19 protein-coding genes are annotated in these 22,120 nt (G+C 37.0%); 8 read left to right on the top strand and 11 right to left on the bottom strand.

Going from position 1 to position 22,120, the window contains the following annotated elements; translation table 11 throughout:
• Positions 1 to 20: 20 nt before the first annotated feature.
• The 7 genes from QLQ95_RS18035 to QLQ95_RS18005 form a co-directional block, all read right to left on the bottom strand.
• The gene (locus QLQ95_RS18035) at positions 21 to 329 is read right to left on the bottom strand and encodes a DUF4133 domain-containing protein (RefSeq protein ID WP_482500972.1); all 309 of its coding nucleotides are present in this window, start codon (positions 327 to 329) and stop codon (positions 21 to 23) included.
• An 11-nt stretch (positions 330 to 340) separates the two neighbouring features.
• Positions 341 to 604, bottom strand: a complete 264-nt coding sequence (locus tag QLQ95_RS18030; RefSeq protein ID WP_281631635.1) for a DUF4134 domain-containing protein — start codon at positions 602 to 604, stop codon at positions 341 to 343.
• Between the two features lie 203 nt (positions 605 to 807).
• Positions 808 to 1,293, bottom strand: a complete 486-nt coding sequence (locus QLQ95_RS18025) for a hypothetical protein (RefSeq protein ID WP_482500970.1) — start codon at positions 1,291 to 1,293, stop codon at positions 808 to 810.
• A gap of 242 nt (positions 1,294 to 1,535) precedes the next feature.
• The gene (locus QLQ95_RS18020; RefSeq protein WP_482500968.1) at positions 1,536 to 2,102 is read right to left on the bottom strand and encodes a hypothetical protein; all 567 of its coding nucleotides are present in this window, start codon (positions 2,100 to 2,102) and stop codon (positions 1,536 to 1,538) included.
• Between the two features lie 16 nt (positions 2,103 to 2,118).
• The gene (locus tag QLQ95_RS18015; RefSeq protein ID WP_482500967.1) at positions 2,119 to 3,321 is read right to left on the bottom strand and encodes a hypothetical protein; all 1,203 of its coding nucleotides are present in this window, start codon (positions 3,319 to 3,321) and stop codon (positions 2,119 to 2,121) included.
• A 29-nt stretch (positions 3,322 to 3,350) separates the two neighbouring features.
• Positions 3,351 to 4,235 carry a helix-turn-helix domain-containing protein gene (locus tag QLQ95_RS18010; RefSeq protein WP_482500965.1) on the bottom strand — a complete coding sequence of 295 codons (885 nt, stop codon included), beginning with the start codon at positions 4,233 to 4,235 and terminating at the stop codon, positions 3,351 to 3,353.
• A gap of 296 nt (positions 4,236 to 4,531) precedes the next feature.
• Complete coding sequence (locus QLQ95_RS18005; RefSeq protein ID WP_482500964.1) at positions 4,532 to 5,212, bottom strand: hypothetical protein; 681 nt, start codon at positions 5,210 to 5,212, stop codon at positions 4,532 to 4,534.
• A 315-nt stretch (positions 5,213 to 5,527) separates the two neighbouring features.
• On the opposite strand from QLQ95_RS18005, the gene QLQ95_RS18000 reads away from it, so the two are divergent.
• Positions 5,528 to 7,228 carry a helix-turn-helix domain-containing protein gene (locus tag QLQ95_RS18000; protein ID WP_482500962.1) on the top strand — a complete coding sequence of 567 codons (1,701 nt, stop codon included), beginning with the start codon at positions 5,528 to 5,530 and terminating at the stop codon, positions 7,226 to 7,228.
• Positions 7,229 to 7,297: 69 nt separating this feature from the next.
• Positions 7,298 to 7,474, top strand: a complete 177-nt coding sequence (locus QLQ95_RS17995; protein WP_482500960.1) for a histone H1 — start codon at positions 7,298 to 7,300, stop codon at positions 7,472 to 7,474.
• Between the two features lie 103 nt (positions 7,475 to 7,577).
• On the opposite strand, the gene QLQ95_RS17990 is transcribed toward QLQ95_RS17995, so the two are convergent.
• Entirely contained in the window at positions 7,578 to 7,811 is a 234-nt protein-coding gene (locus tag QLQ95_RS17990; RefSeq protein WP_223704623.1) for a helix-turn-helix domain-containing protein, read from the bottom strand.
• A 500-nt stretch (positions 7,812 to 8,311) separates the two neighbouring features.
• Between QLQ95_RS17990 and QLQ95_RS17985 the strand changes: the two genes are divergently transcribed.
• Genes QLQ95_RS17985 through QLQ95_RS17975 form a run of 3 tightly spaced genes read left to right on the top strand, consistent with a single transcriptional unit; the run spans position 8,312 to position 15,410 of the window.
• The gene (locus QLQ95_RS17985; protein ID WP_482500958.1) at positions 8,312 to 11,335 is read left to right on the top strand and encodes a SusC/RagA family TonB-linked outer membrane protein; all 3,024 of its coding nucleotides are present in this window, start codon (positions 8,312 to 8,314) and stop codon (positions 11,333 to 11,335) included.
• Positions 11,336 to 11,344: 9 nt separating this feature from the next.
• A complete protein-coding gene (locus QLQ95_RS17980; RefSeq protein ID WP_482500956.1) occupies positions 11,345 to 12,733 on the top strand; it encodes a RagB/SusD family nutrient uptake outer membrane protein in 1,389 nt (462 codons plus the stop codon).
• Positions 12,720 to 15,410, top strand: coding sequence for a S9 family peptidase (locus tag QLQ95_RS17975; RefSeq protein WP_482500954.1), 2,691 nt, complete (start codon positions 12,720 to 12,722; stop codon positions 15,408 to 15,410). Before QLQ95_RS17980 ends, QLQ95_RS17975 begins: the two co-directional genes overlap by 14 nt.
• 59 nt (positions 15,411 to 15,469) lie before the next feature.
• Here QLQ95_RS17975 and QLQ95_RS17970 read toward each other — a convergent pair whose 3' ends face one another.
• From QLQ95_RS17970 to QLQ95_RS17960, 3 genes are all read right to left on the bottom strand, one after another.
• Positions 15,470 to 15,748: a hypothetical protein gene (locus QLQ95_RS17970; protein ID WP_482500953.1), complete on the bottom strand. Its 279-nt coding sequence runs from the start codon at positions 15,746 to 15,748 to the stop codon at positions 15,470 to 15,472.
• Positions 15,749 to 15,854: 106 nt separating this feature from the next.
• Complete coding sequence (locus QLQ95_RS17965; protein ID WP_482504067.1) at positions 15,855 to 17,549, bottom strand: MauE/DoxX family redox-associated membrane protein; 1,695 nt, start codon at positions 17,547 to 17,549, stop codon at positions 15,855 to 15,857.
• 35 nt (positions 17,550 to 17,584) lie between these two features.
• Complete coding sequence (locus QLQ95_RS17960) at positions 17,585 to 17,866, bottom strand: hypothetical protein (protein WP_482500951.1); 282 nt, start codon at positions 17,864 to 17,866, stop codon at positions 17,585 to 17,587.
• A gap of 288 nt (positions 17,867 to 18,154) precedes the next feature.
• Here QLQ95_RS17960 and QLQ95_RS17955 point away from each other — a divergent pair, with 288 nt between their 5' ends.
• From QLQ95_RS17955 to mobC, 3 genes are read left to right on the top strand one after another with little or no spacing between them, the layout of a single operon-like run.
• Positions 18,155 to 18,550: a plasmid mobilization protein gene (locus tag QLQ95_RS17955; protein ID WP_482500950.1), complete on the top strand. Its 396-nt coding sequence runs from the start codon at positions 18,155 to 18,157 to the stop codon at positions 18,548 to 18,550.
• On the top strand, positions 18,535 to 19,800 hold the full coding sequence (locus tag QLQ95_RS17950) for a relaxase/mobilization nuclease domain-containing protein (RefSeq protein WP_482500948.1): 1,266 nt from the start codon (positions 18,535 to 18,537) through the stop codon (positions 19,798 to 19,800). Before QLQ95_RS17955 ends, QLQ95_RS17950 begins: the two co-directional genes overlap by 16 nt.
• Positions 19,801 to 19,815: 15 nt before the next feature.
• Positions 19,816 to 21,804: a conjugal transfer protein MobC gene (gene mobC, locus QLQ95_RS17945; RefSeq protein ID WP_482500946.1), complete on the top strand. Its 1,989-nt coding sequence runs from the start codon at positions 19,816 to 19,818 to the stop codon at positions 21,802 to 21,804.
• Positions 21,805 to 22,120: the final 316 nt, after the last annotated feature.

The following is a 22,120-nucleotide window of genomic DNA, read 5'->3' as shown; positions in this document are numbered from 1 at the left end:
TATATAACGTTCTAAAACTATCACTTAATAAAAACTGCCCTGCTGCGCACCTTAACACATTTAGGAATCTGCCTCGCAGCTAAAGCTTTCATCATGCCGAATTCACCATACTGCCTGCTCATTTTATAAATCTTAATTAGCATCACAGTTCCTGCCGTACCAATTAAAGCCACACAGACAAGAGAGGGAATGCCGACTATAAAAAGCACTGCAAAAACAATCATAAGTCCCACGACACCACCGCCCAAATACCATATGTACTGGGCTTTCAAGCCTTTAAATTCAATTGACTGATTGATTCCTTTGTTAATCTGATAAACACTGCTCATTTTAAAGCTGCTTATACTCCAAAGAAAGATTTGATCACAGTGGCAACTACTACGAGAAACACGCAGCTGCCAAACCATGCTGCTGCCACTTTACCTGTGTCGGGATCGCCTGCATTCCACTTCTGATATACTTTCACCGCTCCTATGAGTCCGAGTATTGCTCCTACTGCATACATAAGTTCTGTGCCGGCATCAAAATAGCTTCTCACCTTTTGATTGGCCTCATTGATTCCGGCAACACCATCCTGGGCATATCCATTCCCATTAATTATCATAACCAAAAGAATAGTGCTTATTAGTACCTTATTTGTTTTTAAAAATCGCTTTAACTTTATTCCATCGTTCAACATCGTTCATCATTTTAAAGATTAATACTAATTCAAAAAGCAGAGGAACAGCGCCGTCGCATCATCTATTTTCCTTGTCACATTTTACCATACCGCACTAGAGCGGACGGGGAAAGTTCCTCTGCTGTCATTTAATTATTTTCCTCCCATAGTTCGTCTGCCTCAGTAGAAGTGAGAAGCAGTTCCGGGTGCTTTTTCGTTTCGTAAGCAAGCAGATTATTCACATTGCTGCGTAAAGAAGAAATCTTCACATAAGGATATTCAGAGAGTATTAATCTGATGTAATTATTGAATTCCTGCTTTGGACGGCCCAGTTCGGCGCTTTCTAAAACTGCTCCTGTCAGTCTTGCTGACAGTTCTTTAACCTCATCAAGTGTAGCAAAAGATTCTTGAAATGCTTCATTGAGATTTGTAGGTTTACCATCTTTCTGGTCAGAAGAAGGCAAGCAATCATTTATTGTTTTTTTTCCTAATGATGGAAAAGCAATTTTCTTTCTGCCCGAGAGAATCTGCTTTATTTCAGAAGAATAATAGCGGAAACCTGTATACAGATACCACAAAACTAATAGAGTAACAACAGCCACTAGGTAACTGTTCCATGAAATAGAATTTAACATAGCATTTTTCATTTATCATTCAACATCATCTCATACTATGAATAAACCAGCAAGAATAATTATGGTTTATTTTACATTCCAAAGTAACTTCAGAAATAAAACTTCTACAAGTACAACTTTTTCTGTACCCCAGCTGTACCCTTGTACCTCTCAACGATATTGCGGGCTAAGCACAGGACCTTAATTTAAATGCATAAAAAAACCTCCTTAATAGGAGGCTGTTTTTTGATGTTTTTAGATATTTATTTTTCCATAATTTTCTTAAGCAGCATAAGTTCGGCATCTTTCTTCTCAATAAGCTGCCAGCCATTTTTAGAGAATATAAAATATGCTTTTTCTTTTTTTTCAGCAGGAAAGTCTGGCCATAATACTCCAAACTCATTCATGTCATATTTTACGTTGTACTCGGCTACCGCTATTCTGTTGTCATTAGTTTCCGCAGTAATGCTGATGATTTTATCAAAATTTTTTGTTCCGATCTTCACCTTCTGAATTTTAGATTCTCTTTCCTCTAAAGTTGTTTCAAGCAGAAAGTTTTTTGATAAGGCTGTAAATTCGATCAAAGGCTTATCACGATCTTTAAATTCTCTTGTATTCATTATCTTGACAAGGCCTTTTTCCTCCAGCCCTGAATCCAGCATTCTTCGTGCATGAATAGGATCACTGCAGAATACTTCAAAATCTACAGCAGATGGATATTTGTATTTTTTAATAATCATGTTTTCTGCAGTTTTAGAATCCAGTTCTTTTTTCTGGCACGAGATAAAAAGAAGCAGAACTACTAGTGCTATTTTTAATAATGTTTTCATAATCTCAAAAATTAAATTAATATTCTTTTATATGTTTGATAATTTTCTCTAATGTTTTAATCACAAATTCTTTATCCTTTTCCTCAGGATTATAAGACTTACTTCTGACTGATTGATATGATAAATTTCTTTTAAATGGTGTTGACAGATAAGGAACAATCGTTTTAAAAATCAGGCTCATTGATCTTGCTTTCAATATTCTTGTTTCATCGGTTGCTCTTAAAATCAGACCCATTTGATCAGAAGAAAGTGTACACTGGATTTTATTTTCATCACCGGGATGCGAGGGATTTCCTTTTTTTATGGAAGTTGAAATATCTTGTGCTTCAATTTCGTCTTTGTTCTGAAGAAAACTGATCTCAGATACAAACCAGTTTTCCAAAACGTCCTTGATGTTCCGATGGCTGGCATCGAACGTTATTTTCACATTTGAGTGAAGCTGTTTAAAATCCTTGAAATATAGCAGAAGCAGGTTGAGCTTTCCATTTTGTTTTTCAACATTGTAAATCTGTTCAGTCATTCTTTCTGTCAGGATCGAAATGTATTGCACCGAATTAAAGTTATGGTCGATTAAAAGTTCGTCGAGCGGAGTGAAAATGGAAGGATTTTCCAGTTCGTCATTATGCTCCTCAAGAAGCTTTAAAAGCTCCCGGAAGTAAAGGATCCGACGATAAGTAAGTTTTTTTCCGTTATCTGCTTCAATTGCATTCTGAAGTAATTTCACTACAGCTTTAATTGTCATTTTATCTTGCAGGGAGTTGAAAGTTCTTTTGTTGATTCTCTGCAGTTTTAATGATAGCTCTTTTTTACATACTATTAAGTAAGTTACCGGTACTCTTTCGTCCAGACTCAGATAGTAAGAAAATCTATCCTCGATGAAAGATATCAGATAATCCATGCTTGAAATGATAAGATCAGCAAGCTTCCTTATTTTTTCAGATTGAATAACCTTTTCCGATCGATTTTCCATTATACTGTCCAGCAGAAAAATTAGTGTGGAATGATACTGTCGGACTGTGACGCGTATATGTCGCTTCTTTTTTAATGAAAAAACTTCATTTTTTATATGCACCTGTATTTTTATAGATTCCTTGGAAATATTGTCGGTAATAACTTTTACTTCACTATCAGTCAAACTATCAATATTCGTGCTTACTGGATCAAAAGTCTGCAGTATCAAAGAATCAAACCATTCTAATGGATATTTACCGTTCATCATCTTTAGATTTTAAAATGAAACAAACGAAACTATTGATCCTTATATCTGTCAATATAAATCGCACGATATTCTGAAGGCGAATATGATGTATGTTTTTTGAAGAAAATTCCAAAGATTGAAACACTCGCAAATTCCATTTCCTCAGCGATCTCTGCAAAGGTATTTTGAGTATCTTCCAATAAAATTTTTGCTTCGCTGATAATAGCTTCGATAATTAATGCTTTTACCGAACTTCCTGTCCCCTCTTTTACTACTTTACTTAAATATTTGCTGGTTATAAAAAGTTCTCCTGCATAAAATTTAGCGTGATGCTGTTTTTTATAATGTATTGATAATATCGTTAAGAACTGGATGACCAAATTTTCCTTCCTTGTAAAGTTAACTAGCGCATTAGATGAATACTTCGCATAAATTAATTTAAGTTCATAAAGAAATAAGTTTAAACTTATCCTGTAAAGTTCATAATCAATGTCAGTCCTTTGCACTTCTAAATTAATATAATGTATGAGCTTACAAATTAGAGAAAGCACCTGATATTCTTTCTCTTCAAGTGATGCTTTTAAAGGCTCTTTCCTTATAAATAAATAAAATGAATCAACTAGTTCTCTCTTAAGACAGTTTTTTACGGCAAATTCTGAAGAGAAAATAATCAAATACAGCTGAAGTTTATTCCGAACTTCAAAAACAGTGAATGTTGTTTCCTTGGGAATCACTATAAGATCACGTGCTGATAAGTTTTGAATCATTTCCTGAAGTTTAATTTTCACGCTTCCTGATCTTATCATTAGTACTGCCAAATTTTCTGTTATAAAAGGATCAACCTGGTAACTGTTATCATATTTCTTTATAATATGAATATCGAAACCTGGAGTTGAAAGATCAAGTAAATTGGAATTAATTAGATTTTTTATCATAATTTCCTTCTTTAAATATCAGTTCGACCATTTTATTAAATTTTAAATCTTTTTTTAATCAATAGATAGAAAATAAAATATAGGTTGAATAAGCATGTGATATACAGCACATATATCTTAAAACGAAAAGGTATATATGCTGTAATTTCTGGATTTTTATAATAATCTGCCAAATGATAGTCAAATAGAAAGCCTAGAATAATAATTAGGCACACTACATTGGTTACAACCATAAGAATATTTAGAATGTTGCGAAGTTTCATATTTAGCAGATTTAAGTTAAAGCATGTCGGATGTTATAGCAGCTTTTCAAGCAATACGATTACAAGCACAAGTGAAAGTTCATTTTTCTTTAAGAAGGCTTTAGCATGTTTACTACCTACCAGAATATCCCAGTCTTTATCCTTTCGTTCCTCCTCTGAATAAAGAGAATATCTTGAAATAGATGCCACAGTTAAAATTGTCTCTGTTTCTTCAGAAGTAAAAACAGTATCAGTAAGAACCTCTGCTTCATAACCTAAAATGTAATTGTTTGTAATATTAAATTCCTCTTGTCTTCTATCAATTAGGTTCTGAAGAAAATTGATCAGATTATTTTTTGCATAAGTCTGTAAAGTGCTATTCTGAACAATCACAATTAAACTATTATCAGGATCTGACAAAATAGCTTCTACCATTTCATCAGTAAAGGGAATCAGTCTGTTTGTAAAAAGATTGTTTTTCTGGAGGCTTTGAGATATAAATCTAATCTGTTCTGCAAGCTCTGAAACAGAACTTGGTCGTTGATTACTTAGATAATAAGTTCTCAGTGCCTCGTATACTTTTTGCCCTTTTGAATCAAAAGGGTTACCATTGTTGGCAGAAGATTCATAAAAATTTGAAGAATCTAAAGCACTTTGTGAATTTTCAATATCGGAATCAGCCGAGCATGAAATGAATAAGAATGATGTAATAATACATAATAAAAAAGTTTTCATGATTTTGATGTTTGAAATGAATGAGATGATTTCTCAGTCCTTTTCATCCGGATAAGCAGAACTTTTATTCAGCACCTTGCTGAACATTTTTGCTTTTGAATTCAAGACAAAACTATTTTGCTTATTTATCTTGCGCAAGCCAATATGTGTGGGTTTTCGGCAAATCCACTATGGATTTCCACGAAATCCATAGTGCTTTTTATCGAACAAACTACTGTAATTCAAATGTTTGTATTATTTTTATATTAATAAAATGTAAAATTAATATTACATAATTCTATATGACTATCAATGCCTAAATAAATACTTAATCATATGAATAGACTAAACCTAATTTTATTTTACCTGCTGGTATTTAATTATGGATCAGCTCAAAAAGCTTCACTTCTTATCCCTGATTCTTTAAAACAAAAAAGTTATGAGTATTTAGATGATAGGCTTTATGCTCTAAAAAATGACAGCACACTCGCATCATTATATGCTTATGCTTTTCTTAATAAAGCTAAACTTGAAAAAAATCCAAAAGAAATCATGAATGGATATCAAAATTTAATGCTGATATCACCTGACCGAATTAGATGTAGATATATTGATAGCATTTTGTATACAGCCAAGAAGTCAAAATCCAATGCGCTGATTGGTTCCGCCTACCTTACTAAAGGAACGTATTTCTATGGACTTAAACAGCAGAAACTGGCAATGGATAATTATTTAACCGCCAATAGTTATCTCTCTCAAACAAATGATGAATACCAAATACATAAAGTAAAATATTGCATCGCTCTTATTAAATTTTATGTGGGGTTTTATGATGAAGCAGTTTCTCTTTTACGAGAATGCCTGGATTTTTACAAAAATGTAGAATCCAGACCATACCTCAATTCAATTCATATGCTGGGACTTTGTTACAATAAACTTGGAAACTATGGTTTATGTACACAAATGAATGCTTTAGGAATTTCTGAAAGCAAAAGATTAAAATCTACTGTTATGATCCCTTATTTCAATCATTCAGAAGGAATCAACGACTATTTTAAAAAAAATTACTCTGAATCGATAAATAAAATAGAATCTTCATTGGACGCAATAATTGAAAATAAGGACTTTGCAAATGTTGCAATCGGAAACTTCTATATCGGTAAAAGCTATTGGTCACTTAACAAAAAGGAAAGAGCTGTGGAGCATTTTCAAATCGTTGACAATATCTTTAAAGATAAAAAATATCTTAGGCCGGATCTAAGGCAGGCTTTTGAGCTCTTGATTAATTATTATAAAACAAATAATAATTTAGATAATCAGTTGTACTACATAGATCAGCTTCTAAAGGCAGATACACTTCTTGTAGAGAATAATAAGTATATAATCAGTAAAATTCACAAACAGTACGATACAAAAGAACTTGTTTCGGAAAAGGAAAAGATATTGATAGAAAAAGAAGAGATCGCAAATGCCTTGAAAAAGGAAAAATATTATGATATAATATTTGTTGTGATTATCTTTTTTTTATTCATTTTTATATTTTGGCAGACGCGGCGTCATTATCGAAAAAGAAAAGTTTACGAAAAAAATTATAAACTTCTAATGGACGAACTTGATGGAGTTAAAAATAAATCTAAGAATAAAATTGAAAAAGTACCTATAAAAGATATTAGCAGTGAAACTATAGCTCAAATTTTAAAACAGTTGGAGAAGTTTGAAAACGAAAAAAAATTTTTAGATAAAGATTGGAACTTAGTTACCTTGTCAGCTGCATTCAATTCAAATACTAAATACTTAGCAACTATACTGAATTATTATAGAGATGTGCGAATACATGAGTATATAAACGGACTGCGTATAGAATACATTATAAACCTGCTTAGAAAGGAACCTATTTATAGGAAATACACTTACGCTGCTTTGGCGGAAGAAGCCGGATTCAGTTCTACACAACGGTTTGCAAACGCTTTTCTGGCAAGAACAGGGATGCCTGTAAATTATTTTATAGACGAGATTAAAAAGACCACTTCTAATTAACAGGTATTTCTACAATGCATTGGATTTAATACTTTACATTTGCTGCCGTAATTAAAAAAACATGACAATATGAAAGATGTGATCGCAAAAATTAATGCCGAGATTGAAACATTCAAAACAGAATCTGAATCTTTATCAGAAAAAGGTGTTAAAGCTGCAGGAGCTAGAGCTCGTAAATCTTCACTGGAAATTGAAAAACTTTTAAAGGAGTTTAGAAAAGTTTCTATTGAAGAATCTAAAAAATAATACGACTTTAATTAGAAAACCCTTCAAATAAATCTGAAGGGCTTTTTTTTATCGTTATTCTATCAGTAGTTTCTAAATACAAAATAGTTAAAGAAAATAATATTCACAGACCTTTATCTGGCCAAAAATCTTTTGGGGAACAATTAAAAATTTTTGCAATGTCATTTAAATGCTGAACATTATATTTTGCTTTTTTTGAAGATTCAATATCCCCAATAAATCCCACACCCTTATCCAATTTTAGAGATAATTGCTCTTGGGTAAAGCCCTTTTCCTTTCGGATGGTTCTTACCCTATCAATTATATAATTTTCTATTTCGGATAATTTGTCATTCATAATATACAAATAGCCAACATTATTTGTTAAATTTCAATGGACTATAATCCATATTTGTTATTTTTTATTATATTTGTATTCTATTACATATATTTGCGATTCTTCAGAAAAATATTTGAAGCACTCGCTTTGAATCTCGCGTTAGGAAACTGGTAATTTTTGCAACGAGATGATAAGTAAGATGCTCACGTCCTTTGGCGTGGGCTCACTTATTGTTGCAACGGTATACCAGTGCCTCTAACGCAGTAAGATGAGTTCCACGTCTTTTTTGTTTAAACTCCCTTTCTATTCTTAGCAGTTTTGTTTTCATTTCAAGTTTCGCAACTTTCGACAAGTTGAACTTTTTAATTAATCATTGCCTGTGTATTAAACAAAAAATTACTTTATGATCGTTAAGCCGTTTACTTAATGCATAAAAAATGGCCCTCAGCTGCAGCGACCAAACTAGAGCAGAGGACCTTAGCTAATCAAAAACCTATTAACTAACCAATTCCAATATTATGAATTATTTTTCATTCTACAAGAGTGGAAAGGCGCTTTATTGCCTATTTTTTGCAGGCTTTGTTTTGTCTTTTTCAACATCATTTGGCCGGAGCTTAGATCGGCACCTTATTGCTTTTTTTCAGCAAAATCAGATACATGGAACAATAACAGATGGCTCCAGTCATCTACCTGGTGTAACTATTTCCCTAAAGGGCAAAGCCAATAGTTCGTCAATTACTGATTATAATGGACAATACATAATAAATGCTCTAGCCAGCGACACACTGATTGTTTCCTTTATTGGCTTTAAAACTAAATTTATTCCAGTAAATAACAGCACTAAAATTGACATCAAACTGGAATATGATACCACTACACTACAGGAGGTCCGGGTTAATGCTGGTTATTATTCAGTAAGGGAAAGTGACCGAACCGGGAGCATTGCTCGGATTACCTCCAAGGATATAGAAACGCAACCGGTAACGAATGTTCTTGCAGCTATGCAGGGCCGAATGGCGGGGGTCTCTGTAACACAAACGACAGGGATTCCCGGAGGAGGTTTTGAAATAAAAATTAGAGGTCAGAACAGTATCAGAAATGATGCAAATGCTCCATTGTATATTATAGACGGCGTGCCGTACTCATCGGAAAATGTCGGACATATGCAGACGGCAACACTTTTTCCCTCACCCACAAACCCTCTCAATGGAATTGATCTGAGCACAATTGAAAGTATAGAAGTGCTCAAAGATGCTGATGCAACCTCTATTTACGGCTCTAGGGGAGCAAATGGTGTCGTGCTAATCAGCACGAAAAAAAGCAAACAGGGGAAAACAAAATTTACCTTTAATGCATCTACTGGTGCAGGAAATGTTACAAGTTTTCCAAAGCTGATGAATACTCAGCAGTATCTGTCGATGCGGCGGCAGGCATATATCAATGACGGGGTTTCAGTTTATCCCCAGACGGCATACGATATAAATGGCACATGGGACCAGAACCGGTACACAGACTGGCAGGAGGTATTATTAGGGGGAACCGCTGCCATTACTGATATAGGGACAACGGTCTCAGCGGGCTCCGAGAATACCAGTTTTATGGCAGCTGGTAACTATCATACCGAGTCAACAGTTTTCATAGGCGATTTTCTCTACACAAAAGCGGCAGGGAGATTCAATATGAACCACGTTTCAAATGACAAAAGGTTTCAAATGCAGCTGTCTGCCGGTTATACTGTGCAGAATAACAAACAGCCCTCGTTTGACCCTACCGGCGAGGCTCGTATTCTATCCCCGAATGCGCCCTCTTTGTATACTGCCGACCAGAGCCTGAATTGGGCAGGCAATACCTGGCAGAATCCTTTGAGAAACCTGCCGGCAGTTTTTAAATCCAAGAGTAACGATTTGATAGGCAGTACTTCATTATCCTACAATTTGCTTAAAAATCTAACTGTCAAAAGCAGTTTTGGCTACACCAGCCTCAACCATCTGGAAACACGCATCTCGCCATCTACGATTTACAATCCCACTTTTAATGTTACAAGTGCATCCTCCGCTTTGATTGTGAACAGCTCCAATAGAAAATCATGGATCATTGAACCGCAGATAAACTGGGAAAAAGAAATCGGCAGAGGAAATTTAAATATTCTTGTCGGTGCCACATTTCAAAACCAATCATCGGCACAGCTTGTCCAATCAGGAACAGGCTTCAGCTCCAACAGTTTGATCTATAATCTAGCGGCGGCAACCCGTTTGAGAATCATAAACGACAGTGAAAACATATATAAATATCAAGCATTTTTTGGACGCATAAACTACAATTTTAGAGAAAAGTACATCTTGAATCTAAGCGGCAGACGAGATGGCTCGAGCCGGTTCGGTCCCGGAAATCAATTTGCATTTTTCGGGGCAGCAGGCTTCGCATGGCTTTTTCATAAAGAAGGATTCCTGAGCCAAATTCCATTTATTTCTTTTGGAAAAGTGAGGGGAAGCTGGGGAACCACCGGAAGTGACCAGATTGGTGACTACCAGTTCCTTGATACCTATAGCACATCGGGAATGCAGTACAACGGAACCGCCGGAATACAGCCAACTAGTCTTTATAATCCGGATTTTGCATGGGAGGTCAATAAAAAACTCGAAGCGGCAATTGAAACAGGCTTTTTTAATGACCGTATTTTTTTCACCTGTGCCTGGTATAGGAACCGGTCTTCAAATCAGCTTGTAGGAATTCCGATGCCAGCCACAACAGGATTCAATTCCCTTCAGTCAAACCTTATGGCAGAAGTTGAGAATTCGGGATGGGAATTTACGCTTCGCACTGTAAACTTAAAAAAAGGAAGCCTGCAGTGGGTCTCCAGTGTAAACTTGACCGTGGCTCAAAACAAGCTGCTGCGTTTTCCAGGCCTTGATGGGTCTACCTACAGCCAGAGATACCGCATCGGCCAGCCGCTGAATATAAAACTCCTGTATGATTACATCGGAGTAAACCCTCAGACAGGACTTTTCCAGTTTAAGGATATCAATATTGATGGCAGAATATCTTCCCCTGCAGACAAGCAGAGTATTGTGGATTTTAACCCTTCCTTTTTTGGAGGTTTTCAGAATCAGCTGAACTTTAAGAACTGGAGTTTGGATTTTCTCCTTCAGTATGTCAAGCAAAAAAACCGCACTTTCCCAGTAAGCTCTTCAGGTCAGATGTATAATCAGATCCAAGGTCTTCAGTACAGCTGGACACAGCCTGGTGACCCTGGCCCATATCAGATCTACACAGCTGGATCAAATAGTGCGGCCATCACTGCAGGGGCACAATTTGCCGAAAGTACAGCTTCAGTGACAGATGGCTCCTTTGTACGGCTTAAAAATATTTCACTGTCATACCAGCTTCCTTTACTGCTCGACGATGTTAAATGCAACATAGTTCTTCAGGGGCAGAATCTATTGACGTTCACTCCCTACAAAAATGGTGATCCGGAATTTATCAGCAGCGGATATCTGCCTCCTTTAAAAACCGTAACCGCAGGCATACAATTAACTTTTTAATCGAAAGACATGAAAAATATCAAAACCATATCGATAGTTTTTATCCTGAATATATTCTCTGTGCTTATCATCTCCAGCTGTGACTCTTTTGTTGAGGTGGATCTTCCTAAATCACAGCTTTATGCCGGAACTGTATTTCAGGAATTCGGCACCGCAGATGCTGCTATTACAAATATTTATTCAAAAATAAGGGACTCCGGTATCTTAACCGGATCAAGCAGCGGAATATATTTTCAGCTTGGTCTTTATGCAGATGAACTAACCTGGTATGGAAGTCCCGCCAGTGCATCACATAACTTTTTCGACAACTCGCTGCTTCCCAATACAAGCACAGTGGGTGAATACTGGAACAGCACTTATAATCAGATTTATGCAGCAAATGCCGTAATTGAGGGTAGCAAGGCATCATTGTCATTGTCCTTGACACAGAAAAAACAGCTTGAAGGGGAAGCGCTTTTTCTCAGGGCTTTGCTGCATTTCTATCTTGTAAATCTATATGGGAGCATTCCCTATATTACAACCACGGATTATAAATTAAATAAAGAGGTACGGAAGCTTTCACAGGACGAGATATACAGCCTCACCCGACTGGATCTGGAAAATTCTTTAGAGCTGCTGACCGACACTGATCAGAATTCTTCTAGGACAAGACCTTCAAAGTCAGCTGCAGTTGCTCTTCTCGCCCGGGTATACCTTTATTCCGGTTTATGGGCTGAAGCTTCTAATGTAGCATCGGCAGTAATAAATAAATCTGAAACTTATATTCTGGAGGATTTAAATAAAGTCTTTCTGAAAGAATCCAGAGAAACGATATGGCAGCTCCAGCCATCTGTCGCGGGCAAGAATACAGATGAGGCAGGAGCATTTGTCTTCCTGAGCGGTCCGCCGCCCTTGACCGCCTTAAGTGCAGTTCTGGTGAATACTTTCAGCCCTGGAGACAAACGCAGGAACAATTGGATCGGATCGGTATCCAATGCATCATTCAGCTGGTTTTATGCCTATAAATATAAAAAAAACAATCCAACAGCCGTTTCAACTGAGTTTCCGATTGTTCTTCGTCTAGCAGAGCAGTACCTGATTCGCGCAGAGGCACGGGCAGAGCATGGGGATCTTATAGGATCCCTAGAAGATTTAAACAAGGTGCATACCCGCGCCGGCCTGCAACCTCTTGCAAACATGGACAAAGAGAGTCTGCTGTTGCAGGTACTCCAAGAAAGAAGATTGGAATTCTTTACGGAATACGGCCACCGTTTCTTTGACCTCAAAAGGTCGGGACTTATTAACAGCGTCCTAAAACCTGTGAAAAATGGCTGGAATACGTCTGATATCCTTCTTCCTGTTCCACAGACCGAAATTGAATTAAATCCAAAACTGCTTCCTCAAAATGAAGGATATTAACCCTAACCTGCATCTTATGAAACCATCATATAGCCGGAGCCTTCATTTTTCGCTTTCGATTTCATTTATATTAGCCTTAGTTTTATTTCTCATTTTTATTTTGCCATTAGTAGCCTGCCCCTTATGGGGGCAGGAATTGCAAAAAAAACAGCTGACTGCTGCCGACTATGCACGGTTCGGGGAACTCAAAACGGGTAAAATTTCATCATCTGGTAAATGGCTCAGCTTTCAAATGATATACAAAAATGGTATGGATACACTTTTCGTAAAAAGCACTTTATCAGACAAGAAATACTGCTTCGCAGGTGCCTCCCCGATAGATTTTTTGCAGGATGATGCTTTTATTTACAAGAATAATAAAAACCTTGAGCTCTTTGATCTAAATACTGGGAAAATCCAGATTCTTGGGCCATCCGTAAATTTCTCGTATTCACCTTTCTATAACCTGCTGGTAATTTTGACAGATTTTCCACAACAAAGAAAAATAAAAATACTGGATAGGAAGGGAACATTGATCTCTCAGATTGATAATGCCCTCGATTTTAAAATGAGTCCGTGCGGCAGAAAAATCCTGTTCACCGCTAAAATGCAGCATCAGTATCAAATCAGCATTTTAGATTTAGGCCACCCTAATGCCACGGAGACAATAATAGAAAAGTCGGAATCTGGTTTTGATATGCTTACTTGGGAGCAGTCCGGAAAATCGGCTGCATTCTCTAAATCAGGTAAAAATAATCACTATCGAAGACTGTATTACTATCTGGTAAAACAAAAGAAGACCTATGAACTGGACCCGCTGAATCATCCGAGTATTCCGCATGGCATTGCAATTGATTCCTCCGGCAGGTTTCCACTGGAGATTAATTTCGACAGCGGCAGTATATTTTTTGGCGTCTGTCAGAAAAATAACAAGCTCTCAAATAGTAAGGAATACGTGGAAATCTGGAATGGAAATGCCCCATGGATCCCTGCCAAGGATCGGATCATGGGCAGATTTGGTTCAAAGCCGAAACTTGCGTCTTGGATGCCCCACACAAATGCTTTCATTCAGATATCAACTGATGAATTACCTAAAGCAATGCTTTGTGGAAACGGCAGATTTGCGCTGATCTCCAATCCGAAATCACATGAACCCCAATTTGACTATGATGGGCCGAGAGATTTTTATATTCTGGATCTCAACACTGGCCAAAAGGAGTTATTCCTTTACAAAAAACAGATGACTGCAGTGGAAACACCTCCGCTTGCATCACCCTGCGGAAAATACATCAGCTATTTTAAAGATGGCCACTGGTGGGTGTATAACATTAATTCCAAAAAGCATGTAAATATAACTTTGAAATCTTCAATTAATCTCGTAGGTCATGTAGAGAGCTTGTATAGAAGCTCTCCTTTCGGAACTGCTGGATGGACCCCTGACGACAAGGAGATTATTATTTATGATGAGTTTGATATCTGGCTGATAAAACCCGATGGATCATCATACACCCGAATTACAAAAGGACGTGAAAAGCAAATAAGAATTAGAATATCTCAGATCGAATCCAGTGGAGGTCTGATTAATAATTATGACGGATTTAGTAGTAAAACTATAAGTACAGTAGATCCCCTGCTTTTAAAAGCGCAGGGAGCGGATGGAAAAACGGGATACTTTCTCTGGCAGAAAAATAAAGGGGAAAGCCCCATAGTTTATGATGACGCTGGTAACAGCAGAATCATACATTTTGATAATTATAAAAGTTTTATATATCTTCGACAGAATTTTGACAAATCACCAAGTCTTATCCTGCAGAAGGGAAAAAATCGAGTGATTTTACAGCAGAGTAATCCTGATCAAAAAAAATATCATTGGGGAAAATCAGAGTTAATACATTATAAGAATTCGAAAGGAAAAGCGCTTAAAGGAGTCCTGTACTACCCTGCAGAATTTGACAGTGCAAAAAAATATCCGATGATCGTACATGTGTACGAGATACAGTCTCAAAAACTTCATACGTACCAAAATCCTACACTGTGGAACGAAAGTGGATACAATCTTTCGGTCCTTACCAGTCAGGGATACTTTGTATTATATCCAGATATTATTGCTGAAGAAAAAAATGAAGGGCCATCTTCTTTGGACTGTACTGTTTCGGCGGTCAAAATGGTACTTTCCCGGGGATGCATAAAGTCTGACAAGGTAGGTCTTATCGGACACTCTTTTGGTGGTTACGAGACCGATTTCATCATATCCCACACCAGTATTTTTGCCGCAGCTGTTGCTGGATCTGCCATAACCGATATCAGCAGTTATTACTTGTCTATAAATTGGAGGACCGGCAGGCCAGCAATGAATTATTTCCAGAATGACCATTTTAAGATGGTGCAGTCTCTCTATGAAATTCCAGAAATCTATAACAGGAATTCCCCAATAATTCATGCGGATAAAATCAGTACTCCGCTGCTTTCATATACAGGAAAAAAAGATGAGCACGTACCTTGGCTTCAAAGCGTGGAACTCTATCTTGCGATGCGCAGACTTGGCAAAAAACACATAATGCTGCTTTATGAAGACGAAGGTCATTCCATAAACATCCCAGACAACCAGATAGATCTTACCAACAAAATCAAGGACTGGTTTGCCTATTATCTAAAAGATGACAAAAACATCCCATGGATAAAGAATGGTGTGGAATGAAATATAAAAAACAATGCAGTTCCTTTTGGAACTGCATTGCATTTCTTTAAAGTCCCTGACTAATTGTTCGGACGATAAAGAACCTCTGCACAATCAGTATCCTTATCTCTCGCTATATCAGGAGAATCCGGATCATAGTTTGCGCGACAAAATGGCCCTGGATTAGTATCACACTGAACCTGTACACTACAAGGACCGTTTGGCCCGTCAAGATATCCAATTTTAGGTAAAACATCCTTTTTGGAACTCTGCATAGAAGTTGTTATAAATGCACCTGAAGCACCCAGTACTAGTACAGCTGCAAATGGCAAACTTCTTTTCAAAAATATTGTTTTCATAACAGTAAATTTTAAATTATAACATGATCTACTTTTTTCTACAGGTGTTCGATCTGATTCCTGATACTGGCCAGTATATCTTTATCAATAATTAGCATTCAATGTCTCAATTGTTCATTTCTTGTTTAAGGAGGCCTGAAAGCTTAAAAATTTTAAGTTTTGTGCCTGCCATTGCAAAAAGATGTGTTTTGGTCATCAGCAGATTTTTGATCTTATTGCCGTTTTCATCAGGAATTGAAAAACTGAAAAGATAGCTGTTGTTCTTTAAGCTGTATACATCAATTATCGAGGACTGTTTCCATAAATTATCACTGTCATACTGTCCTTGTACCATTGAATGCACCAGAAGAAGATGTGCCTTTGTGGCTACTGCTGAATTCACCTTATAGGCAGGTGCCGCCATTTGTCTTTCCGTACCTTGCTTCAGGTATCCTACTTTAATTTTGGCTTTGGATATAGTATCAATTGTCCTGCCCTCAGAAATTAATGAGCCATTTTTATCGGCAACAATAAACTGATTTCGGTAGTAGTATAAGTAAATAATATGCTTTAGTTCCTGGTTGTAAAGCAGAAGCCCGTCGGTATCAAAAATCCCATCAATCTGACTTTTGAGTAGATTGGACGAATAATGTCCCGACTGCTGTGTTCCGCCCTGAAAGATACCAATGATATTTGACCTATTTTTCCCTCTGTTATTTCGCACAACAATTGTATTGCTGTCAATGACCCTTGCTGCAGTGAACCCAGGGATTTTATCAATGCGTGTGGTGATTTTCCAGTCCACTACATTCCCCCTAAACACACTAGGCACTGTACCATCCATTAAATAAAAATAATCCTGATGTGTCTCTATACTGACCATTTGAAAAGGAAGATTTCTATTATGGTAAATAATCTGAATATCCTTTTTATTGCCTAGTGTATCGATCTCCAACAGATGAAGGGGATCTGTATAATTTCCCAGATAGATTTTTTCATCGGAAGACCCGCTTAAATAGTAGGAATTGAAATTCAGCTCAACTGTATGCAGGGGCTTTAACAGATAATGTGGATAGCGCCGAATTAATGGATTTTTTTTATGTATAATATCCTCCGAACTGATAAACAATAGAACAACCAGAAGGATACTTAAAAAAATTGATCCTGTAGCCAGCTTAAAATTTCTTTGACTTTGTGATGTCCATTGTCCGTTTTTTCTCAGGGCTGATTGCAGGAGTATTGCCGTTAGAGCAAGTACCACAAAAAGCAAATTAAAAATCAGATGGGCATTCCAGGTCATCTTCTCCAAAATTCCACCGCAGGAGCAAGGAATAAAAGAACTGTAATGAAGAATTATGAATATATATACAGTAAACATGGTCATAAGTGACAAAGAGATATAAAGGCCTGCAGATCTAGCACCAGGGAGCATCAAAAGTAAGACTGCTATCAGCTCTGCGATAATAACGGCACGTGAGATTATAAAAGCAAAAGCGCTCAGCAGAGGGGACTGCGCAAGCTGAACTTCGAATCGTTCAAAATCTAAAACTTTGCTCATAGCTGCATAAACAAAAAGCAAAATATACAAAAGACTTATAATTTCGATAATGATATTTTTTATTTGTGGTTTTAAGTACATTGTTAAGTCTTTTAAAATATTGATTTTTATAAACTGATTTATTCTTAAACCTATGCAAATGTAAACCCGAATTTTTAAAGAATAGACATCAAAAACACGCCAAAAAACATCAAAAACACGCCAATTTACTTTTTGAAACTCTGCAATAAAAAATGCTTTACAGATTAAATATCCATAAAGCATTTTCACTTTCTAAGTCCTTTTTTTACTTAAGACATTCAATCTTCAATAAACGTCAAAAGCTTTTGATTGAGTTCGACAAGGCCGGCCTTTTGAAGGCATTCCTGCGAGATGTTTTTTAGTTCGGTAAGTTCGTCCTCTGCTATGCTTCCCATGAGACTACCTTCATCCTTTTCCAGCAGCAATCCCCTTTCTATAAAGTGGGATAAAAGCAGTACATTTTTGCGTGAAATTTTCAGATCAATCTTCACCGGCTCACTCATTCCAGGGATGCTCAATACAGTATCAAACACCTTGGCTGCATAATTCTTTGTACTCATAATTTCAGCATTTTTAAATTAATAAATCAAAGTTTAAAGTTAGCAATGATGCATCAAAGCATCATAGGCAAAATTTACCTATGATGGGATGCATTGGATTTTCCTGCATAAATTCGTCTAAGTATTTGAAAGAAGTCTGAGTTTTTTATTCAGGCTCCGAAAGATTGCCACGTTCCTGCAATCTGCAAGATGTCCGGTTGTATCACAACCGATATCTTGCTGCCTCTCTGCTCGGAACTCGCTGGCAGTGAAAACTGGAAGATTTGTAATGTCAAATGAAAAAGAAAAATGATGAAAGACGAGAAAAAAAACAGAAACAGATGGCTTCATCTAAGGCTCAGTGAGCAGGAATATAAGATCCTTCAGAAATATTTTGCAGAGTCGCTCTGCCCAAAACTGAGTGATTTTGCCCGGAAAAATCTGCTGCGGAAACCTGTTGTTTTAAAATACAGAAACCAATCTCTTGATGAGATGATATCTGAATTAACAAGGCTCAGAACAGAACTGAATCCCATTGGAAACAACTTTAATCAGGCGGTAAAAAAACTGCACTCTCTTTCGCAGATTTCTGATTTCAAAATTTGGATTCTGGGTTTTGAAACAGATAAGAAAATACTGCTCAATTCTATTGAAGAGATTAGAATCACAATCCGAAAACTTGCAGAAAAATGGTTGCAGTCATAAATACGGGATCGTCAGTCAGAAGCATTTTCAATTACAATGAAAACAAAATAGAAGCAGGAAAAGCAGAACTTATTGGAGAAGGAAATTATCCTGCAGCAGCATGTGAACTGCATAAGGATTCAAGACTGAAACTTCTTTTAAAACAGCTCGAACTTAACACAAATGTCACACGGGGAAGCGTGCACATATCCCTCAATTTTGATTCCTCGGAAAATGATTTATCGAAAGAAAAACTTATGGAAATTGCCCAAACCTACATGGAAAAAATCGGATTTGTATCTCAGCCTTATCTAGTCTATCAGCATCATGATGCAGGACATCCGCACATTCATATTGTATCTGTAAAAGTGAAGTCCGACGGAAAGAGAATTGACATGCAGAACATAGGCCGAAACCAATCTGAAATAGCCCGCAAAGAAATTGAAAAGGCATTCAGTCTGGTTCCTGCACAGGAGTGCAATAGGGAAAAGACTCTAAATATAAAACCAGCAAAAAGCAGTGCTGTCGACTACGGAACAGCTGAAACAAAAAAAGCAATTGCTGCCGTATTGAACGCAGTAATTCCTAATTATAAGTATATCACTGCTGGGGAATTAAATGCAGTGCTGAATCTTTATAATGTTACTGCTTTGCAGGGCAGTAAGGATTCAAGAATGTTTCTCCATAAAGGTCTGGCCTACCAGATTTTGAACGATAAAAAACAGCCCGTAGGCGTTCCCTTAAAAGCCAGCAGCTTTTACATGAAACCGACCCTCAAAAATCTGGAATTAAGATTTGTTGCAAATAAGACAGGACGAAATTCCCATTTGAAGAGAGTAAAGAATGCAGTTGATCTCGCTTTTATGCAGAACAGAGTAAAGGCAGTTTCTGATCTCGACGGAATTCTGATCCAGGATGGAATCAAGACCGTTGAACGAAGAAATGAACAGGGAATTCTTTATGGATTGACCTATATAGACCATAAGACAAAATGTGTATTTAACGGAAGTGCTTTAGGAAAGCCATATGCGGTATCCGGCATTGAAGAGAGGTGCGGCATAAAAAGTTTTAGCACCGGCAGAACCGCAGTTGAAATTCTGGATGGCAATGAAGTAAATAACAAGCAGAACCATTCCTCTTTTATTTCAGCAGACCAGCTGCAGAAGATAATTGATTCGGTGCTCCAGCCCGAATTTTCTGCTGATTTTATTCCATCTCAGCTGAAAAGAAAAAAGAAAAGAAGGAAAGGAAAAGGACAATCGGATTACTAACTGAAAACTAGGACTATGCAAACAGGGGAAAATGAACAGGCGCTTAGAAAAATTTTGGATATGACAAGGCTTATCAGCATGATTTTGTTATTTCTTCATTTCTATTTTTATGGATATAATGTTTTTAGAATATGGGGACTTGCAGGCAGTTTTCCGGATAAGATATTGGCCGGTATTTTTCGCACCAGACTCTTTGATTATTTTCATCTGTCCAAGCTTTTTTCTTTGGGATTCTTATGCATTTCCCTGTTTGGGGCAAAGGGCAGAAAAAATGAAAAGCTGGCATTCAAAACTGCGTTTTGTTATATTGCTTTGGGACTGCTGGCTTATTTCTTGAGTTATTTTTTCCTGATCACACAATTTAATCTGGAACATAAACTTGTTCTTTATATGCTGTGCACAGCTGCCGGATATCTGCTCCTGCTGTCAGGCGGTACGCTTTTGTCGAGAATTATAAAAAGAAACCTCAACAATAAGGATATTTTCAACAGGGAAAACGAGACATTCCCTCAGGAAGAAAGGCTCCTTGAAAATGAATATTCCATTAACCTGCCGGCACACTATAACTTGAAAAACAAAGTCCGAAAAAGCTGGATTAACATCATCAACCCTTTTCGGGGCATCTTGGTTGCAGGTACGCCTGGTTCTGGAAAATCCTATTTTGTGATCCGTCATATAATAACCCAGCATATCCGTAAGGGTTTCTCAATGTTTGTATATGATTTCAAATTTGACGACCTCAGCATAATAGCCTATAATACTTGGCTTCAGAATAAGCATTTATACAAGGTGGAACCGAAATTCTATGTCATTAATTTTGATGATCTGAGCCGCACGCACAGATGCAATCCCCTTGATCCAAAATCAATGGACGACATTACCGATGCATCAGAATCAGCACGCACCATTCTTTTGGGTTTGAACCGTGAATGGATAAAAAAGCAGGGAGACTTTTTCGTTGAATCGCCCATCAATTTTCTTTCCGCTGTTATATGGTATCTCCGTAAATACAACAACGGTGAATTCTGCACCCTGCCTCATGTAATTGAATTGATGCAGGTCGAATACAACAGTCTTTTTACCCTGCTGAGAACTGAAAAAGAAATCGAGATTTTGATAGATCCATTTGTCAGTGCCTACCTCCAGAATGTTATGGAGCAGCTGGAGGGGCAGATAGCCTCCGCCAAGATATCTATGGCAAGGCTTTCCAGTGCACAGCTTTACTATGTGCTTTCCGGAAATGACTTCACGCTTGACATTAATAATCCCGAAGATCCCAAGATTGTATGCATGGGAAATAACCCGCTTAAGATACAGACCTATGGAGCCGTTCTCTCGCTTTACGTAAGCAGGCTCATCAAGCAGGTAAACCAAAAAGATAGGCTTAAAAGCAGTCTTATATTTGATGAATTTCCAACTATATATCTAAATAATATGGACAGCCTTATAGCCACGGCCAGAAGCAACAAGGTAAGCACCTGTCTGGGGATTCAGGACTTCAGCCAGCTGCGCAAGGATTACGGCCGAGAGCAGGCGGATGTCATACTCAATATCACCGGAAATATCATCAGCGGGCAGGTTAATGGTGATACCGCAAAACAGCTTTCTGAACGTTTTGGAAAAATAATGCAGGACCGCGAGAGTATTTCCATCAACAGCTCGGATACCTCCATCAGCAGATCAAAACAATTGGAAGCTGCCGTTCCGGCTTCTAAAATTTCCTGTTTGAGCTCGGGTGAATTTGTCGGTATTACGGCCGATAATCCTTATTGTAAAATTGAGCTAAAAACTTTCCATTCAGAAACAATCAATGATCACGAGCAGCTTAAAAAAGAAGAAGACTCATATCATGGAATAAACCCGGTGCGTATTATAAACAACACAATGATTGAACGAAATTATCTGCAGATAAAAGAAGACATATCCGAAATTGTAAATTCAGAAATGGAACGTCTTATACATGATCCTTCCCTATCCCATTTAGTAATCAAAAAGAAAAAATAGCTATGCTTTACTATTAGTAATGCTTTGCGTCATATATCCTGATGAAAATTAACGATACTTTGATAACAGTTCTTTTTTGAAGTTAGATTGAAAACTATTTACAGAAATCAGTGAAGCTCATCTTTTCGTAAAAAGCTGTTAAACTGGAATCCACGTCTATGTTGGTATTTTTCCATTTTTAAATAAGATAAAACAATAAAGATTCTACTATTTATTTCGAGATTAATGCCCCTTTACAATACGGTTCTTAAATATTCTCTTCATTAGAATCTATGGTATTCGTTGGTAAATTCTGTTTCCCTATTTTTAAAAGTGA

This window comes from Flavobacterium sp. B330r (genome assembly GCF_056824325.1).
This window is presented reverse-complemented; position numbering and strand designations above follow the sequence as displayed.

Bases quoted from the DNA above. Each gene is read 5' to 3' on its own strand.
- QLQ95_RS18035 (WP_482500972.1), bottom strand. From the start codon at position 329: ATGAGCAGTGTTTATCAGATTAACAAAGGAATCAATCAGTCAATTGAA.
- QLQ95_RS18030 (WP_281631635.1), bottom strand. From the start codon at position 604: ATGATAATTAATGGGAATGGATATGCCCAGGATGGTGTTGCCGGAATC.
- QLQ95_RS18025 (WP_482500970.1), bottom strand. From the start codon at position 1,293: ATGTTAAATTCTATTTCATGGAACAGTTACCTAGTGGCTGTTGTTACT.
- QLQ95_RS18020 (WP_482500968.1), bottom strand. From the start codon at position 2,102: ATGAAAACATTATTAAAAATAGCACTAGTAGTTCTGCTTCTTTTTATC.
- QLQ95_RS18015 (WP_482500967.1), bottom strand. From the start codon at position 3,321: ATGATGAACGGTAAATATCCATTAGAATGGTTTGATTCTTTGATACTG.
- QLQ95_RS18010 (WP_482500965.1), bottom strand. From the start codon at position 4,235: ATGATAAAAAATCTAATTAATTCCAATTTACTTGATCTTTCAACTCCA.
- QLQ95_RS18005 (WP_482500964.1), bottom strand. From the start codon at position 5,212: ATGAAAACTTTTTTATTATGTATTATTACATCATTCTTATTCATTTCA.
- QLQ95_RS18000 (WP_482500962.1), top strand. From the start codon at position 5,528: ATGAATAGACTAAACCTAATTTTATTTTACCTGCTGGTATTTAATTAT.
- QLQ95_RS17995 (WP_482500960.1), top strand. From the start codon at position 7,298: ATGAAAGATGTGATCGCAAAAATTAATGCCGAGATTGAAACATTCAAA.
- QLQ95_RS17990 (WP_223704623.1), bottom strand. From the start codon at position 7,811: ATGAATGACAAATTATCCGAAATAGAAAATTATATAATTGATAGGGTA.
- QLQ95_RS17985 (WP_482500958.1), top strand. From the start codon at position 8,312: ATGAATTATTTTTCATTCTACAAGAGTGGAAAGGCGCTTTATTGCCTA.
- QLQ95_RS17980 (WP_482500956.1), top strand. From the start codon at position 11,345: ATGAAAAATATCAAAACCATATCGATAGTTTTTATCCTGAATATATTC.
- QLQ95_RS17975 (WP_482500954.1), top strand. From the start codon at position 12,720: ATGAAGGATATTAACCCTAACCTGCATCTTATGAAACCATCATATAGC.
- QLQ95_RS17970 (WP_482500953.1), bottom strand. From the start codon at position 15,748: ATGAAAACAATATTTTTGAAAAGAAGTTTGCCATTTGCAGCTGTACTA.
- QLQ95_RS17965 (WP_482504067.1), bottom strand. From the start codon at position 17,549: ATGCTTTATGGATATTTAATCTGTAAAGCATTTTTTATTGCAGAGTTT.
- QLQ95_RS17960 (WP_482500951.1), bottom strand. From the start codon at position 17,866: ATGAGTACAAAGAATTATGCAGCCAAGGTGTTTGATACTGTATTGAGC.
- QLQ95_RS17955 (WP_482500950.1), top strand. From the start codon at position 18,155: ATGATGAAAGACGAGAAAAAAAACAGAAACAGATGGCTTCATCTAAGG.
- QLQ95_RS17950 (WP_482500948.1), top strand. From the start codon at position 18,535: ATGGTTGCAGTCATAAATACGGGATCGTCAGTCAGAAGCATTTTCAAT.
- mobC (WP_482500946.1), top strand. From the start codon at position 19,816: ATGCAAACAGGGGAAAATGAACAGGCGCTTAGAAAAATTTTGGATATG.